The following is a 16935-nucleotide window of genomic DNA, read 5'->3' as shown; positions in this document are numbered from 1 at the left end:
GATGACCGGATAGACCAGAAGCAAAAGTGCGGATATCGTGCCGTTACGAACGGATTCGCACTATCTGTACGACAACGCGGTCTTCGCGTTCGGAGGATGCCGATGACCAGCACCGATCGTCGGGTGCGCCGCACCAAGAGCCTGCTGCACCGGGCGCTGATCGAGCTGATGATCGAATGCGGCTATGACCGGATCACGTTGCAGGACATCCTGAATCGCGCCGATGTCGGACGCTCCACCTTTTATGCGCACTTCCGGGACAAGGACGATCTGCTGCTGGTCAGCAGTACCGAGTACCTGCGCGCGGCGGTGGCAGATGTCGAATCGGCCGCGAATGATCCTGATGCACCGCAACATTCGGAACCGCTCGCACCGCTGTACACGCTGTTCCGGCTGGCGTCGGCGAATCCGGAGGTCTACCGCGCGCTACTGGGTCGCCGGGCGACCGGAGTGCTGTTGCGCTCGACCCGACGCATGGTGGAAGAGATTCTCACCGAACAACTTTCGGGTCGACTCGAGATGGACGACGACGAATTCGCGGTGACGATGACCTTCCTGTCCTGGGGTGTCGTCGGCCTGCTCGGCTCGATCGCGGACGCGGAACCGCCGCTGCCCGCGGCCGAAACCTACCGTCGCCTCGAAGTTCTGGTCGGACCAGGCCTGACGAGCCGGGTGTCACATACCGGACGGGTCAGCCGCGCCGGCCACTGATCGGGTACTCCTCGAAACAGATCTGAGTCTGCCTGGCCACCTCCCGTTAATACCGATGTGCCCGATCAGCTCGAGCGCCTGCTCGGCGGGACCGCGCCACCGCCCCGCCCTTCGCCACCGGACCGGCCGGCAACACCCCGAGGAACCACTCGGGCCCAATGACATTCACCTGCCTGTGCACCGCGAGTACGGCGGCCCGGATGCGTCGGATCACCATGCGGGATCGTGAGGCGTCGGCACCGCCGATGTCTTCGATTCGGCAAAAGCTCAGGACGAGTAGTCCTTGCGCAGCTGCACTTTCACAACCTTGCCGCTGGCATTGCGCGGCAACTCGGCCATGATCACCAGATCCTTGGGGTGCTTGTAGCGCGCCAGGTTCTCGTTGAGGAACGGCGCCAGGTCATCGAGCGTGAGCTCGGCATCCGGATCGGCAAGGGCGACAACGGCAACCGGCACCTCTCCCCACTTCTCGTGCACCCGTCCGACCACCGCGGCCTCGCGGATCTTCGGATGTGCGAAGAGCACGTTCTCCACCTCGGCGCAGTAGATGTTCTCGCCGCCGGAGATGATCATGTCCTTTTTGCGGTCCACCACCCAGAGGAAGCCCTCCTCGTCCGCACGGACCAGGTCACCGGAGTGGAACCAGCCACCGGCGAAGGCATCGGCGGTCGCCTCCGGCTTATTCCAGTAGCCCTGCATGAGAGTCGGTCCGCGATAGACGATTTCGCCGATTTCGCCGGGCGCGACATCGTTCATCTCGTCGTCGACGACGCGGGCCTGGATGGTCGGAATGGGCTTGCCTACCGAACCGAGCTTGCGGATCGCGTCCTTACCCTCCAGCACACAGGTGATGGGCGACATCTCGGTCTGACCGAAGACCGCGACATTGACCGCGTCCGGGAAACAGTCGGCCATGGCCCGCAGCACGGTATCGGAGGCCGGGGCGGCACCCCAGCTGAGCACCTTCAGCGCGAGCTTGCGTTGCTTGACCGTCGGCTCCTCGCAGATCATCTGCCATTGCGCGGGCACGCAGAAGGCGGTGGTGGCCTGCTCACGTTCGACGGCATCGAGGAATTCGGTGGGATCGAAGGCACCGAGTGGATGCAGCACGATCTTGCCGCCGAGCATGAAATACGGTGCGAGACTGCCGAGTCCGGCGATATGGAACAGCGGTGACGTGCAGAAGCCGACCGAGTCGGGACCGATATCCGTGGCCCGAATACTGGTCAGCGCTTGGGCATTCATGTTCGCGTGGGAGAGCACCGCACCCTTCGGGCTGCCGGTGGTGCCCGAGGTGTACATGATCAGCGAGGGGGTGTCCTCGGGAATGTCCAGCGGTGTATGCGGTTCGCCGCCCTCGGCCAGCACTTCGTCGTAGCCGAGCACCGAATCGGTGGTCTGGCCACCGATCACGATGCAGGTCGCGAGCTCGGTCGCCTCGCCCTGCACGGCGGTGGCCAACGGCTGCAGCATGGTGTCGGTGACGATCGCCTTGGCGCGGGAATCGCTGACGATATAGGCGACCTCGGGCGGGGTGAGCCGGAAGTTCACCGGGACCGCGATGGCGCCGAGTGCGTTGATGCCGAAGACGGCCTCGAGATATTCGGGATAGTTCAGCGCCAGTATCAGTACCCGATCACCGAAGCCGATGTCGCGGCGGGCGAGCGCGTCGGCGAACTTCAGCGAACGCTCGTGCAGCTGCCGCCAGGTGGTGTCCACACCACGGAACCGCACGGCCACCGCGTCCGGGCGCATCTGCGCATGCGATGCGATCTGGTTGTTCCAGTGGTTGCGCCGCGACCTGATCGGCTCGTCGAGCGCCTGTGCACCGGTGGTCATGCCACTCCTCTCGGACCGCCGAACGGACGCCGGTGTATCCGACGGCGTCGACGGGCTGAACTGAGAGCAGAATAACAACTAACTTATTCGGGCGGCAAGACACTTGGTCACGAATCGCTGTTAATCGTTCCGAGGTCGGGTTTGTTCAGCGAAAATCGCTCCTAGCTGCATATTCGCCGACTATCTCGATAGTTGCTGCCCATCTACACGCCCGTTCCGACGGATCCGCCGCCGTACGCCGAATACGTGCAGGCGATCATCGAGAGCGGCATCGAGATCGTCGAGACCGCGGGCAGCAATCCGGAGCCCTTCCTGCCGTACTACCGGGAGGCCGGTATCAAGGTACTGCACAAGTGCACCAGCGTCCGGCATGCGTTGAAGGCACAGAAGATCGGCGTCGACGGTGTCAGCATCGACGGTTTCGAATGTGCCGGACATCCGGGTGAAGACGATATTCCCGGACTGATCCTGATCCCAGCAGCCGCACGGGTGCTCGACATTCCGATGATCGCCTCCGGCGGTATCGCCGATGCCCGAGGACTGGTCGCGGCCCTCGCGCTCGGTGCCGACGGCGTCAACATGGGCACGCGCTTCCTGTGCACGCAGGAATCGGCGATCGACCAGAAGGTCAAGGAACAGATCGTCGCCAACTCCGAACTCGACACCCAGCTGATCTTCCGGACCATGCGCAACACCGCGCGCGTCGCGGATAACGAAATCAGCCGCAAGGTCGTCGAAATCGAAAAGGCCGGTGGCACTTTCGACGATGTCCGCGATCTGGTCGCGGGTGCGCGCGGACGCCGCGTCTTCGACGAGGGCGATCTCGATGCGGGCATCTGGTCGGCGGGCCTGGCCCAGGGTCTCATCCACGACATCCCGTCCTGCGCCGAACTGATCAGCCGGATGGTCGCCGAGGCGGAGGAGCTGATCACCGCGCGCCTCGCGGAGAAGGTAGTCGCCTAGGGACTCGTTGCGAAACCCTGGACCGAGCGCCAGGGCTCGTCCCATAGTCGAACCAGGCCCGTCGCACTCCATCGGGGGTTACCGCGACCGAGGTCAGTCGACAAGCTGACCTACGATGACGTTGACTACCAGCCAAAGGACGGTCATCCGTGTCGGAAGCGTTCGACTGGTCTCTGCCGAAGACCTACATCCTGCCGGTGGATATAGACGGTTACCTGTCCATGCCAGAGGACATGGCGCGCAATGTCGAGATCAGAGACGGGATGATCATCCACTGTGAATCCGCCTCGCCGAATCACAATGCGATAGCCCGAAATATCGAACGGGCACTGCTGGACGGCCATGCCAAGCGCGGTTCAGCGGAGCCGTGCTTGCGGGTCAACCGGGATGTGGACATGTTGGTCTCGGAGGTCCCCTTCCATTACAAGCGGCCGGACGTCATCGTCTACCGCTGCATCGATGAGCCTCGACCGAAGTGGCGGATGAAGCCGACAGCCGCGGACGCCGTGCTGGTGGTCGAGGTGGTCTCGCCGACCACGATCACTGCTGACTTGGTCGACAATCGTGCCGAATATGCCCGGTTCGAGATACAGCACTACTGGATCGTCCGGATGGCCAATGAGGACGGTCCCGCGGTTTCGATCGAGATGCTGACGCTCAACTCGGCCGGGGAGTACGTTTCGGCTGGACATCACACCCGATCGGACCGTTCTGCCAGCGCGATCGATTCGCTGGTGCCGTTCGAGGTGCACGCCACTTGGCAGCAACTCGACGAGGGCATCGACTGAATTTCGCGCAGACCAGGTCCTATCTCGCCGCCAGTGCCTCGACCGCGGCGTAGTCGTGGGCGGCGACGATTTCGATGCCGTCGGGTAGGGCGTGTAGGCGGTGGATGGTGGCGAAGGTGGCATCGCGGTCGGCATCGAAGAGTTGGCCGGGCATGGGAGCCTTTTCGCGGATCAGCTCGACCTGGAGTTTGTTCCACACCGCGTCGCCCGCGAGCAGCACCCGGGTGCCGTCGTCGACCGCGAGCAGGACGCCGATACTGCCCGGGGTATGTCCGGCGAGGTCGACGAGCAGCACCGAACCGTCGCCGAACAGGTCCAGACTGCGCGGGAAGGTGAGCACCGGCGGTCCGTCTAGTTCGAAGGTGTCGAAGGTGCGCCCGCGCAGCGGGCCTCGGGCAACGCCGACGGGGGCATGCGGGCCGTCGAGTGCCCACGCGCGTTCGACGGCGGGTAGTCGGATGGACACGGAATCGGGCAGCTCCAGCAGGCCGGAGACGTGATCCCAATGCAGGTGGGTCGGCAGTACGAAATCGATTGCATCGACGGCGATATCGCGGGCGGCCAGTGCGTCCGAGAGGCCGAGCACCGGCTTATCGGGTGCGACCAACAGTGGAATCGGGAACGGCAGCTCGGGCAGCACCCGATCGTGCACCCCCGCGCACAGGGCCGGATCGACCAGGAATCGCGCCTTCGGATGTTCGATCAGATAGGCCGACATGGTCATCGGCAATTCGCGCAGGCTGCGCACGCCCTCAGCGACAATCGTGGCGGGGGCGGCCATACGGGCCTGCATCAGGACGGTGAGTCCGACGGTCACCTTGGTCTGCGGCAGCGGGACCGGCTCCAGACCGGCCAGCAACACGCTGTCGGGGCGACGCGGGCGCAGCAGTCGACCAGGTGTGGCCGCCAGGGCGGCGCAGCAGCGCAGCACGGTCGGCAGGGTGGGCGTCCGCTCGGTTCCGGATTCGGGCACAGTGCCACCGTAGGCGATCATGATAGACGGCGAAAGAGCCGGGTATGCAGGACAATTCCGGACAATACACCCGCCTGAGGGACACCTTGATCGCGCCGATATCTACGGCATAATCGGCAGGGGTACCGGCGTGGGGGCAGCAGCCCTCCGGCGACGGGAGGAGGACGGATGGGGCCTGATCTTCCGGACGGGCAGGGTGTTGTCTCGAGCGACCTGCGAACAGTCGCCGACGGTGTTTCGAACATATTCGGTTCGCGACGTGCCGCGCTACTGAGCGCTGCCACCGCCGCCATCGCCGACCTGCTGAATGTCGATGCCGCAGCGGTCTCGACCGATGCACCGTTCAGCGATCTCGGCCTCAGCTCGCTGCAATTGGCGCGGCTGACAGCGCATCTGGAAGATGCCATGGGAGTCGAGGTTTCGCTCACCGCGCTATACGACCATCCGGACATCGAGCAGCTTGTCGAGTATCTCGCGATGCGATGAACAGCTTGCCCACAAATCGGACAGGCCAGCCCGCCTCCGTCCGGCCGTATCCGCCGGTATCCATCGTGGGCATCGGCTGCCGGGTGCCGGGAGCTTCGAGCGTGCCCGAGTTCTGGCGGATGCTGTGCGATGGCCGGGATGCCACCGGAGCGCCACCGCCCGGTCGACCGGGCACACGGCACGCCGGATATCTCGCCGATATCGATGCATTCGACAACGACTGGTTCGCCATCTCCGGTCGCGAGGCCGCGCTGATGGATCCGCAGCAGCGGCTGGCGCTCGAGGTCGCGATCGAGGCGCTCGACGATGCCGGAATCGGCTATCACACCAGGGGTTCCGGGGCTGCGGTGGTGTTCGGTGCGTGCGCTTACGATCACGGCATCGCGGTGCTCGGCCGCGATGGGCACGATGCGCCGTATGCGGTCACCGGATCGGCGCTCAGCATCATCGCCAACCGGCTGTCCTATGTCCTCGACCTGCACGGACCGAGTCTGGTAGTGGACAGCGCCTGCTCGTCCTCGCTGGCCGCCGTGGATCTCGCGGTGCGCCTGCTGGCCGATGACTCCGTGCCGTTCGCGATCGTCGGCGGGGTGAATCTCCCACTGCTGCCGTATACTTCGGCGTACCTGGCCGAAGGCGGGTTCCTCGCGCCCGATGGACGGTGCAAACCGTTCGATGCCGCGGCCGACGGATATACCCGCAGTGATGGGTGCACCGTAGTGGTGCTGCGGCGCACCGCCGATGCGCTGCGGGACGGACATCGGGTATATGCCGAAATCCTCGGCACGGCAGTCGGTTCGGACGGGCGGTCCAACGGGCTGTACGCGCCGAACGGACGGGCCCAGCAGGAGGTTATTCGTACTGCCTTGGCAGGTCTCGATCCGCGTGCGATCGGGTACGTCGAATGTCACGGCACCGGAACACCATTGGGTGATGCAGTCGAGGTGGGCGCGCTCGCCGCGGTAGTCGGAAGCGAGGCCGAACCGACCTGGATCGGCTCGCTCAAATCCAATATCGGGCATCTGGAGGCGGCCGCCGGAGTCACCGGAATGGTCAAGGCGGCGCTGTCCATCCGGCACGGGGTAATCCCGCCGAACATCAATTTCCACACCGAGAATCCGCTGCTGAAACTCGCCGAGCATGGGCTGCGCGTGCCGATCGAACCTATCGACTGGACCGACAAACCGCTGGAAGCGCGGCTTGCCGGAGTCAGCTCATTCGGATTCGGCGGGACGAATGCGCACGTGGTGCTGCGCGGTCTCGAGGCAGCGCGTCACCGGAGTTATGAACCGCCCGTGCTGCTTCCAGTCACCGGTCGCGACATGGCGGAGCTGCGCTCGCACGCGTTGCGGTGGGGCGAGCTGCTCGAGCGTGTCGGTGCAAGCAATCTGTCGTCAGGCGGCACAAGCGACGTTTCACGTGGCATGCCCAGCAGCGCATCGCGCGACAACACCGCTTCGGACCACGGCACCAGCAGCTCGTCGCGCGACAACACCCCTACCCCACAGCCTGCGGCCACCAGGCGCATGTCGCGCGAGGACACGAGCGGCGCGGGCGAGGACATGAGCGGCGCGGGCGAGGACATGAGCGGCAACTCACCCAGCAACGCCACGCACGATCACATGAGCACCGCCTCAGGTATAGGCGCAAGCAGCGCCTCGCATGACGAAACCAGCAACCGCAGGGCCGAGGGCACGTTTCGCACTTTGCTCGAGCGCACGAGCGACTCGCACGACGGCACAAGCAGTGGTTCCCGCGAGGGCACTAGCGGCGATTCACGCGAGCATGCAAACAGCGATTCACACGAGCACGCGAGCAGCCGCCCACACGAACCCACAAACAGCGGCCCACACGAGCACGCAAGCAGCCGCCCACACGAACCCACAAACAGCGGCCCACACGAGCACGCAAGCAGCAGCTCACACGAACCCACAAACAGCAGCTCACACGAGCACGCAAGCAGCAGCTCACACGAAGGCATGGGTGCGGCGGCCGAGGCGATTGTGACGAGCTACTTGGGCGCAGGGAGTGGCGATCGCGAAATTCTTCGGCATTTCGCGGCTGCTGCGGCGCGGTTGATACCCGAGAATGCCCGGGCGGCAGTGGTTGCGCGGGATCTGGATGATGCCGTGGACCAGTTGCGTGCGGTGGCAAGTGGGCAGTCCGGGGGTGGGGTGATCGGCGCTGGTTCGGTGCGGCGGCGGGGTGGCCTGCTTTTCCTGTTCTCTGGGCAGGGTGGGCAGTATTCCAAGATGGGGCGAGGTCTTGCGGCTCGCTATCCGGTCTTCGCGAATGCGGTGACCGCTGCCGCGGATGCGATTGCGGTGGCGGGCGGCCGGCGAGTGTGGACGCCGCGCAACGGGTTCGCGCTCAGTGGTGCGACGAACGGGACCAGCGCGACGGAACTCGTGCAACCGGCGATATTCGCATTCCAGGTGGCGCTCGCCGAACTGCTCGCCGCGTGGGGCATCGAACCGGATGCGGTGGTGGGGCACAGTCTCGGCGAAGTGGCCGGGGCCGCGGTGAGCGGCGCGTTATCGCTTTCGGATGCGGCCCGAGTCGTGGTGCAGCGCAGCCGGATTCTGGCGCGCCTCGACGGACACGGTGCGATGGCGCTGCTGGAGGCGACAGCGGATGAGGCGGCGCGGCTGGTCGAGCCACTGCACGCGACGGTAGCGATCGCTGCTGTCAATGGACCGCGTTCGGTGGTGATCTCCGGTGCGCCACGCTACATCGACGCACTGGTCCGCCGTGCCAAGCGCAGGCAGATATTCGCGCAGCGGATCGCCGTCGACTTCGCCGCCCACAGCTCACAAGTCGGCGCACTCCTGCCCGAATTCGTCGACGCACTCGACGGACTCACCACGCAGGTGCCGCGCGTCCCGGTGTACTCGACGGCGCGTCGAGGCGAAACGATAACCACGGCCGCGATGGATGCCGACTACTGGGCCGAAAATGCCTCGAGGACCGTCGAACTGGCTGCCGCACTGCGACAAGCAGCCGACGATGGATTCGCAACGGTACTGGAACTCACACCCCATCCCGTACTGACACCCGCAATCCGCGAGTTCCCCGAATTCGCCGACGCCACCCACCCGGTCACCACCCGCGACGACGAGGCCAAAACCTTCCTGACCTGCCTCGGCAACCTCTACCTCGAAGGGCACCCGCTGAATTGGGCTGCCAGCGGCCCCTTCACCGCCCCACCCCCACCCCGTCAATGGATCCACCGACGGTTCCCACTGATCACCAGCCTCGATCCCGGCGCCACCGCCGAACCGGACACCATCAAGCGACCCACCGACCGGGACGCCGCCCCCAAGCCTGGCACCATCCATGTCGCCGCCACCAAGCCACGTACCTCGTACGTCGCTCCCTCAGAGCCCCGCACCGCATGCGACACCGCCACCAGGCCCGACACCACCGACGACACCCGCACCACCGAATCCGACACCATCAGAGACGCCGCCACCGAGCCTGGCACCTCGACCACCGCTCCCATAGAGCCCCGCACCGCATGCGACACCGCCACCAATTGCGGCATCATCCACGACGCCGCAACCGGGCCCAGCGAAAGCCATGTCGCTGCGAATGCGCCCGGTACCGCCCATCGCAGTGCCACCGAACGCGCTATCAACGGCCGCACCGTCAACGATTCTTCGGTCTCCGATTTCGGCGCAGCCATCGGAGTTGATGCCGTCCGCAGTCGAAATGCCTACGGCCCGGACACGACCGGGCACGCCTCCATTCACGGTCGAGATACGCGCGACCCGAATACAACCACCCAGCTCGATGCTCCTCGCGGCCGAAATGCCCAGGGCCAGGGCGCAGCTGCAGGTTTCGACATCGGTGGCGGCCGCGACGACTACGACACGAACACAACCACCGGTCCCAGGATCAGCCGCGGACGAGATGCCACCGATTCGAGCGCGGCCGGAGTCTTTGAATCCGAGTTCCCCGCAGACGATCTCCACGATCACGTGGTGCAGGGCGTACCAACCGTCCCCGCGGTGTTCTGGCTGCTCAGGCTGCTCGAACTGGCTGAAAACGGGCGGACGATCACCGATTTCGTGGTGCACGAGCGGACCGGGCTCGCCGCGCTGTCCGCTGTCACCTATCGGGCCGGTGGTGCTGGAAGGTTGCAGGCGGAGGTCACAGGCGCCGGGACGCTGGCTTCGGCACGGTTGGCCGGTGACCCCACACCCGGGGATATCGTCGCATGGATGCGGGTGGTCGATGCAAATCGGGCCGTGCGTCGGCGGATGCGAGTGCTCGCGCCAGATGTTTTCTACGACTCGTTGCGCGCACGGCAACTCGACTACGGTCCCGGTTTCCGCGTGCTGCGCAATATCGAGGCCGGGCCCGATTGTGCGGTGGGATCGTTCGATGCCGCCCCGCTACAGCGCTCGGCGACCCTCGATAGCTGTCTGCATCTGCTCGCCGCCGCGAGCTGGGACCACCTGCCCGCCGATGCCATTGCATTGCCGATCGGCATCGAGTCCGCCTGGCTGTCCGCCGAACCGGACCTGGTGCTGCTGGAAGCCCATGCGCTGGTGCGTGATCGATCGACGACTGGACTGACCGGTGACGTCATCGGCACCGATCAGCACGGCGTCCCGGTGCTCGCGCTCTCGGGTGTCCGCATCCGTTTCGCCACGGTCGAATCCACAACGCAGGTCGGCCCTTTCCGCCATGAAACGTGGATACCGTTCCAGCACAGTCCCCAGCGCGGAATCAGGACCAAACCGCAACGCGCCTTGGTTATCGGCGAATCTCAACTCGCCATCCGACTGGCCAGAGAACTCGACCGCACCCTGCCCACCGAACGCGTCGCCCGCGAACCGGATGCCGCCGGCCCGATCGTCTCCGCTGTACTCGCCGGACGCACCGGCACCGCGACTACGGCAGTTGTGGTGATCTGGCCCGCCGAATCCGGCGCGACACATCACGCGACCGAGCCCGCGAACAGTGTCATCGCCACCACTGGGCGAGTGCTGGATCTGCTGCAACGCGTCCAATCCGAACACGCCACAGCATCTTTGACGATCATCCTCCCAACCCCCAGCGCGACCGGTCGGCAACCGTCCGCCCGGAGCCGACAGGACATGCCGATGGCGATCGCCGGCTTGGTGCGATCGATGCAGCTCGAATCGGGCCGCGAAGTGCGACTCGTGTGGACCGACAGGTCTCCGACCGCGCTGTCCCGACTGCAAGAACTCATCGCCACCCCACTCCCCGATGAGCTGCGAATCTCCGCCGACACCATTACCACCCGCCGTTTCGTGCATTCCCGCCCGCGGTCAACCACCCCAACTTCGATCGACCCCAACGGCACCTATGTGGTCACCGGCGGTTTGGGTGCGCTCGGCTCGGTCGCGGTGCGTTGGCTACTCGATGCGGGTGCACACGACGTCGTGGTGCTCACTCGCGCACCCAGACCAGTGCCCGCACTCCTGGACGGACTGGAAGACCGGATAGTCGTAGTGCGCTGCGACGCCGCGGACCGCAGCGACCTCGCCAATGCGCTCGACGATGTTCGCGAATGCGGCTCCACCATCCGCGGCGTCGTCCACGCCGCGGGCGCACTCGAAGACGCTGCCTTCGAAGCCGTCACCACCCGCCAACTCGCCCGCATGTTCGCACCGAAACCCATCGCCGCAGGCAATCTCATCGATCTCACCGCCGCCGATCCAACCGACTTCGTGCTGCTGTTCTCCTCCGCCACCGGGGCGCTCGGCGCACCCGGACAGGCGGCCTACGCCAGCGCGAATGCCGCAATGGACGCGCTCGCCCAATCCCATCCAGGGCGGCGCGTGTTGAGCATCGGTTGGGGCGTATGGAATTCAGGCCTCGCAGCGGGCGCGGGGGGTGCACAACATCTGCGACGCGCCGGAATCTCCGCATTCGATATTTCGCGCGGCACCGAATTACTCACCCAGACCATGTATTACAACGAGCCCTACCTGCTCGCCTTGGACTACACGCCGAGCACTGATCCCGAACCAGTCGCCACCCGCCTGCGAAATCTGCTCACCGACCAACCGTCCACAGCAGACACCGCACCGCCGAATCCGGCACCCCAGCAGCAACATCCGATAGAACCACTCACCACGACCATTCGCACCGCTCTCGCCGCCACTCTCGACCTGACCTCGGACCATCTCGACCCGGAAGCCGATTTCAACGAATTGGGCCTGAGCTCACTGCTCGGCATAGAAATGCGCCGCCGCCTCGAAACCCTTCTCAATATCCGCATCTCGACCGCCGAACTGTTCCAACACCCGACCATCACCGCACTCGGTGCCGCCTTGGCCGACCGAGTCGCCGCCGTCAGACCCGACGGGGTGCGGTGACTTCGCCGTATACGGGGCAGACCAACGTTCTGGCCGCCCGGGTTGCCGAGTGGGCGCAAACCAAGCCCAGTGACAGTGCGTACACCGAATTGCGTTATCGCGGACGGGATTGCGTTCCTGTCACGCTCACCTATGAACAACTGCACCACGCGGCAGGTGCACAGGCCCGAAGACTCAGGGCAACAACCGATCCCGGCGACCGGGTGGCGATTCTATGCACGCACGGAATCGACTACGTCATAGCCTTTCTCGCCTGCCTCTACAGCAATCGCATCGCAGTGCCTCTGTTTCCGCCGACGAGCAATAGAAATCGGCCCCGGCTCGAGGGTGTACTCACCGATGCCCGACCCGCATTGAGCCTGATCTCGCCGACCGACACGACTACCAGCGAGATCCTCGGACCAGAACTAGGCCCAGTGCTGAAACTCTCACCGCACACCACCACCACAGCAACCGACCCGATCATCGATCGGACCCAGACGGCCTATCTCCAGTACACCTCCGGATCGACAAGGACCCCGGCAGGCGTCCAAGTAACCCACGCGAATCTCGCTGCGGCACTGGATCAATTGTGGACCGCAGTACCCGCGGTGCGCACCGAACCCATCGTTTCCTGGCTCCCGTTCTTCCACGATATGGGCTTGATCCTGGCCCTTTCACTACCGCTCTACTCCGGCGTACACGGGATCACCATGGCGCCAGCCGAATTCGTGAAACGCCCCATCCGCTGGCTGCGCGCCCTCAGCGACTACCGCGCCGGAACCACCGGCAGCCCCAATTTCGGCCTGGCCCTATCCGTCGCGGCAACCACGCCCGAAGAACGGGCAGGCCTGGACCTATCCCACCTCGACGCACTGCTCAACGGTGCCGAACCGATCCGTGCCCAAGCCTTGACCGACTTCACCGAAACCTTCGCCCCCTACGGATTCCGGCACCACGCCCACACACCGGGCTTCGGCTTGGCCGAGGCCACGCTCTCTGTCACCGTATGCGATCAGTCGAACGACCCCGTCACCCATCGATTCGACCGGACGGCCTTGGCACAGGGCCGCGCACAAACCGCACAAGAAGGTGTGCCACTCGTCGGCTGCGGCGTACCCGCAGGCCAGCGGGTTGCGGTGGTAGAGCCCAATGAGCACACCGAGGTCGCGACGGGCACCGTCGGCGAGATCTGGGTCTGCGGCCCCAATGTCTGCGCCGGTTACTACAACAACCCGATCGCCACCGCAGCGGCGTTCAGCGCCACCTTGGTCGGAAGTGACGAATCATGGCTGCGCACAGGCGATCTCGGATTCCGGAACCAAGACCAGCTCTATATCGCTGGCAGGCTGAAGGATCTCATCGTCATCGACGGCCGTAACCACTATCCGGCCGATATCGAATCCACGGTTTCGGACTGCGCACCCGAAGTACGTGTCGGCCACGTAGCCGCTTTCGGCGACGATGACGGCCATCGCGAGGATCTGGTCGTCGTCGCCGAACTCGCCGACACGGCGGCCACCGGATCAGCGGAATTAGCCCACCGCATCCGCAATGCCATCGCGGCCGCCCACGAGGTGACACCGGGAGCCGTCGTCCTGGTCGAGCCGGGCCGGATTCCGAAGACCTCCAGCGGCAAACTGCGCCGCGGCGAATGCCGAGCGCTCTACCGCGCGGGCCACCTGTCCCAGCCGTAGCGGAAATACCCGCCGACCTCCCCCTGCTCGCCCACACCGGGCGCGATGATGTGCCAATGGCGAGCGCAAGCATTCCCGTGAGATGGAAAGATCTGCGATGACCTTCGCCACCCTCGCCCTGGTCATCGCGCTCGGACTGTGCGGACCGCTGCTCACGCTGCGGCAGAACTCGCACATACCGGTGATCGTGGGTGAACTGCTCGCGGGCATCGTCTTCGGCACCACCGGATTCGGCGTCCTGCACACCGCCGACCCGATCTTCACCTTTCTCGCCGATATGGGTTTCGCGGTCGTCATGTTCGTCGCGGGAACCCATGTTCCAGTGCGTGATCCGGCCGTACGCTCCGCGCTCGGGAAGGGTGCGATACGGGCCGTCCTGGTCGGATTATTGGCAGTGGCAGCCGGATTCGGGCTGGCCCGCTGGTTCGGTACCGGCCACGGTGCGGTCTATGCGGTGCTGATGGCGTCCTCCTCGGCGGCACTGGTATTGCCGATCATCGACTCGCTCGACCTGCGGGGTAAACCGGTACTCGCCCTCACCGCCCAGGTCGCGATCGCCGATACCGCCTGCGTGGTGGCGCTGCCGCTGGTAATCGATCCGGCGAATGCGGGACGCGCGGCAGTCGGCGCCGTCGCGGTGGCGGCGGCCGCCATGGTGTTGTTCCTGGTGCTGCGCAAGCTGGAGCTGTCGGGTCGGCGGCGGCGGGTGCATCGGCTGTCCGAGAAGCGCGCATTCGCCCTGGAACTGCGGGTCAGTCTCGCGGTGCTGTTCGCCCTGTGCGCGTTGGCAACCCAGACTCGGGTGTCGATCATGCTCGCCGGATTCGCGGCCGGACTCGCGGTCGCCGGAATCGGGGAGCCGCGGCGGGTGGCCCGCCAACTCTTCGCCATCAATGACGGCTTCCTCGGCCCACTGTTCTTCATCTGGCTGGGCGCCCGACTCGACCTGCGCGAATTCGGCGACCACCCGCGGCTGATCGGGCTCGGTTTCGCACTCGGTATCGGCGCGGTGCTGGTACACCTGAGCGCCCGTGTCACGCGACAGCCAATCGCCTTCGGCGCCCTCGCCGCGGCCCAGGTCGGTGTCCCGGTCGCCGCCGTCACCGTCGGCTCACAACTACACGTCCTGGTGCCCGGCGAAGCATCCGCGATGATGCTCGGCGCCCTGTGCACCATCGCCGCCGCCGCACTCGCAGCCAGCCGAATCGCAACCGTCGGCGCGCGGCCCGATAAGCGCGCAAGCTAGTGCCGTGTCCAGATAGCTTCTGCCGGATCAAGCCTTGGTTCGGACTCGTCGGGCACGCCCAAAACTCAGCCAGAACCCCAACGGTCAGACCGCGACGGCGGTTGCTCGACACCGACGACCGGAAAAATATTCGGGGAGGCGGGGGAGCGCAGGCGATCCGTCTCGCGACGTTCTCGTTTGGTGGGTCGACCGGAGCCGCGATCGCGGCGCGGCATGGATACGACAATCTCGCGCGGCGGCGGTGGCGGGCTGCGATCGATCAAACACTGTGCGGCGATCGGAGGGGCGACGCGCTTGGTGATGACGCGCTCCACGATGACGATGCGTTCGATGCCACCGGCTCGGATGCGGACCTCGTCACCGGGGCGAACATGCTGGGCCGGTTTGGCCGCAACACCATTCACGCGGACGTGGCCGCCGCGGCAGGCTTCCGCGGCCGCGGACCTGGTCTTGAAAAGACGCACCGCCCACGTCCAGGAGTCCACTCGGGCCTGGGTCGGGGCGGTGTTCTTGGTGGTCGGTTGGGCGGGTGCCACCCCTAGACCATACGGCGTGCCGTCACAACCATGTCGGGGCGCAGGCTGGTGTAGGACACCGGCTGACCGGACTGGACCGCATTGAGCAGCTTGCCGTCGCCCGCGTACAGGCCGACGTGGCCGCCGCCGTTGGTCACCACGATATCGCCGGGCTGCAGGTCCTCGAACGCGACCGGAGCGCCGACGTGCGACTGCTCGAAGCTGGTGCGCGGCAGTTCGATACCTGCCTGCTTGTAGGCCCACTGGACCAGACCCGAGCAGTCGAAGCTGAACGGGCCGGAGGCACCCCAGGAGTACTGCGCGCCAACCTTGCTCTTGGCGGCGTCCAGCGCGACGTCACTGGCGGTGTTGTGGAACATCTGCGGCATGGCCGGGGCGAACAAGCCGGGGAGCGACGGCGCGGCCTGCGGGGCGACGGCCTCCGGGGCGGGCGCGGCGGGCATCGAGGCGAGCGCCTGGGTGAGCTGCTTACCCAAATCCTGGGCCTGCTGATCGAATTCCGGTGGAACCGGGACGTCGAAGTCGCCGATCCCCGGAACGTTGATGGTGGCTGCCATCGCGGGGATCGCGGGCATCGCACCAGTAGTGGCGGCAACCGCGCCCATGACGAGCGCACCCTTGACGGAATTCGGTAGCCGCGATTCCCGCTGCAAGCTGTGTTTACCCACCGAGCCGAGTCTCCGATCTTTCTGCTCTTCCGCCGACCGGGTCAGCTGTCGAATTCGGACCGGCAGAACGGCCCGAACTCCCAGTTGAATCTCTGGGTCCCGGTACGGCAGCCGGATTTGGTGGCCCCGACAGCCGTTTTGGCGGTAACTCAGTGGCGCCGCTTCTCTTCCGAACCGACAGACTCCACTGGGTCACGAAGAGATTACGGCCAGGACGCGGTGTTGTCCAGCCCACAGACCAGCCTCTTCGCGGATAATCGAAAAATCCCAGGACGAGCGGCGCAATTGCGACACGCCCAGTTGGTCACGACACGGTATCGATGTCCGGCCGTGCGTTATCGAACCGAGGTCCCGACCGGAAGTGACACTGCGCCCACCGGATTCACGACTCCTACCCATCAGTTCCGCCGATGCGCTGACCAAGTGCCCGCTCCAGCTCATCGATCCGCCGCCGTGCATCGGCCAGGCCAACCTCCAGCCGTCCGAGCGCCACCACCAGCGGCCCCACCGCTATATCCGCGACGAGTTGCGGATCGTCGAGACCGCCTTCGATCGCCTGCAGGATGTTGGACCGGATGTGGCCGGCCACAGGGGCTTCGGCGGGAACTTTCCAGGATTCGACCAACTCGGCGAGGGTGGGAAGTGGTTCGGTGGGCATGCCCCTCAGCATGCGATAGTTCGCTAGCAATATCTAGG

The 16935-nt window shown here is 65.5% G+C and carries 12 protein-coding genes; 7 read left to right on the top strand and 5 right to left on the bottom strand.

The window, feature by feature from the left end; genetic code table 11:
• The first annotated feature begins 102 nt into the window (after nucleotides 1–102).
• Nucleotides 103–711 (top strand): TetR/AcrR family transcriptional regulator, encoded by a 609-nt coding sequence (locus tag ACIBI6_RS32120; protein ID WP_364348884.1) that lies wholly within the window; start codon nucleotides 103–105, stop codon nucleotides 709–711.
• A 267-nt stretch (nucleotides 712–978) separates the two neighbouring features.
• Here the strand turns inward: ACIBI6_RS32120 and fadD5 are convergent, their stop codons facing one another.
• Nucleotides 979–2550 (bottom strand): fatty-acid--CoA ligase FadD5, encoded by a 1572-nt coding sequence (gene fadD5 / locus ACIBI6_RS32115; protein ID WP_396958776.1) that lies wholly within the window; start codon nucleotides 2548–2550, stop codon nucleotides 979–981.
• 192 nt (nucleotides 2551–2742) lie between these two features.
• On the opposite strand from fadD5, the gene ACIBI6_RS32110 reads away from it, so the two are divergent.
• On the top strand, nucleotides 2743–3513 hold the full coding sequence (locus tag ACIBI6_RS32110) for an NAD(P)H-dependent flavin oxidoreductase (RefSeq protein ID WP_396958775.1): 771 nt from the start codon (nucleotides 2743–2745) through the stop codon (nucleotides 3511–3513).
• Between the two features lie 149 nt (nucleotides 3514–3662).
• Nucleotides 3663–4301 (top strand): Uma2 family endonuclease, encoded by a 639-nt coding sequence (locus ACIBI6_RS32105; RefSeq protein WP_364348893.1) that lies wholly within the window; start codon nucleotides 3663–3665, stop codon nucleotides 4299–4301.
• Nucleotides 4302–4320: 19 nt separating this feature from the next.
• Here ACIBI6_RS32105 and ACIBI6_RS32100 read toward each other — a convergent pair whose 3' ends face one another.
• Complete coding sequence (locus ACIBI6_RS32100; RefSeq protein ID WP_396958774.1) at nucleotides 4321–5274, bottom strand: MBL fold metallo-hydrolase; 954 nt, start codon at nucleotides 5272–5274, stop codon at nucleotides 4321–4323.
• A 168-nt stretch (nucleotides 5275–5442) separates the two neighbouring features.
• Between ACIBI6_RS32100 and ACIBI6_RS32095 the strand changes: the two genes are divergently transcribed.
• The 4 genes from ACIBI6_RS32095 to ACIBI6_RS32080 all read left to right on the top strand — a co-directional run bounded on the left by ACIBI6_RS32095 (nucleotide 5443) and on the right by ACIBI6_RS32080 (nucleotide 15035).
• Nucleotides 5443–5760, top strand: coding sequence for an acyl carrier protein (locus ACIBI6_RS32095; RefSeq protein ID WP_364348899.1), 318 nt, complete (start codon nucleotides 5443–5445; stop codon nucleotides 5758–5760).
• Nucleotides 5757–12113 carry an SDR family NAD(P)-dependent oxidoreductase gene (locus tag ACIBI6_RS32090; RefSeq protein ID WP_396958773.1) on the top strand — a complete coding sequence of 2119 codons (6357 nt, stop codon included), beginning with the start codon at nucleotides 5757–5759 and terminating at the stop codon, nucleotides 12111–12113. The genes ACIBI6_RS32095 and ACIBI6_RS32090 overlap by 4 nt, the downstream gene beginning before the upstream one ends.
• Nucleotides 12110–13789 carry a fatty acyl-AMP ligase gene (locus ACIBI6_RS32085; RefSeq protein ID WP_364348905.1) on the top strand — a complete coding sequence of 560 codons (1680 nt, stop codon included), beginning with the start codon at nucleotides 12110–12112 and terminating at the stop codon, nucleotides 13787–13789. Before ACIBI6_RS32090 ends, ACIBI6_RS32085 begins: the two co-directional genes overlap by 4 nt.
• 97 nt (nucleotides 13790–13886) lie before the next feature.
• Nucleotides 13887–15035 carry a cation:proton antiporter gene (locus ACIBI6_RS32080; RefSeq protein ID WP_396958772.1) on the top strand — a complete coding sequence of 383 codons (1149 nt, stop codon included), beginning with the start codon at nucleotides 13887–13889 and terminating at the stop codon, nucleotides 15033–15035.
• A 65-nt stretch (nucleotides 15036–15100) separates the two neighbouring features.
• On the opposite strand, the gene ACIBI6_RS32075 is transcribed toward ACIBI6_RS32080, so the two are convergent.
• From ACIBI6_RS32075 to ACIBI6_RS32065, 3 genes are all read right to left on the bottom strand, one after another.
• Nucleotides 15101–15520 carry an RNA-binding S4 domain-containing protein gene (locus ACIBI6_RS32075; protein ID WP_364349094.1) on the bottom strand — a complete coding sequence of 140 codons (420 nt, stop codon included), beginning with the start codon at nucleotides 15518–15520 and terminating at the stop codon, nucleotides 15101–15103.
• Between the two features lie 53 nt (nucleotides 15521–15573).
• On the bottom strand, nucleotides 15574–16176 hold the full coding sequence (locus ACIBI6_RS32070; protein WP_396958821.1) for a C40 family peptidase: 603 nt from the start codon (nucleotides 16174–16176) through the stop codon (nucleotides 15574–15576).
• Between the two features lie 454 nt (nucleotides 16177–16630).
• Nucleotides 16631–16897: a hypothetical protein gene (locus ACIBI6_RS32065; RefSeq protein WP_364348911.1), complete on the bottom strand. Its 267-nt coding sequence runs from the start codon at nucleotides 16895–16897 to the stop codon at nucleotides 16631–16633.
• Nucleotides 16898–16935: the final 38 nt, after the last annotated feature.

The organism is Nocardia sp. NPDC050412, assembly GCF_044458825.1.
Classification (GTDB): Bacteria; Actinomycetota; Actinomycetes; order Mycobacteriales; family Mycobacteriaceae; genus Nocardia.
This window is presented reverse-complemented; position numbering and strand designations above follow the sequence as displayed.

What these genes read in the sequence shown, in the direction of transcription:
- ACIBI6_RS32120 (WP_364348884.1), top strand. Translation starts at nt 103, where the DNA reads ATGACCAGCACCGATCGTCGGGTGCGCCGCACCAAGAGCCTGCTGCAC.
- fadD5 (WP_396958776.1), bottom strand. Translation starts at nt 2,550, where the DNA reads ATGACCACCGGTGCACAGGCGCTCGACGAGCCGATCAGGTCGCGGCGC.
- ACIBI6_RS32095 (WP_364348899.1), top strand. Translation starts at nt 5,443, where the DNA reads ATGGGGCCTGATCTTCCGGACGGGCAGGGTGTTGTCTCGAGCGACCTG.
- ACIBI6_RS32090 (WP_396958773.1), top strand. Translation starts at nt 5,757, where the DNA reads ATGAACAGCTTGCCCACAAATCGGACAGGCCAGCCCGCCTCCGTCCGG.
- ACIBI6_RS32080 (WP_396958772.1), top strand. Translation starts at nt 13,887, where the DNA reads ATGACCTTCGCCACCCTCGCCCTGGTCATCGCGCTCGGACTGTGCGGA.
- ACIBI6_RS32070 (WP_396958821.1), bottom strand. Translation starts at nt 16,176, where the DNA reads ATGGGCGCGGTTGCCGCCACTACTGGTGCGATGCCCGCGATCCCCGCG.
- ACIBI6_RS32065 (WP_364348911.1), bottom strand. Translation starts at nt 16,897, where the DNA reads ATGCCCACCGAACCACTTCCCACCCTCGCCGAGTTGGTCGAATCCTGG.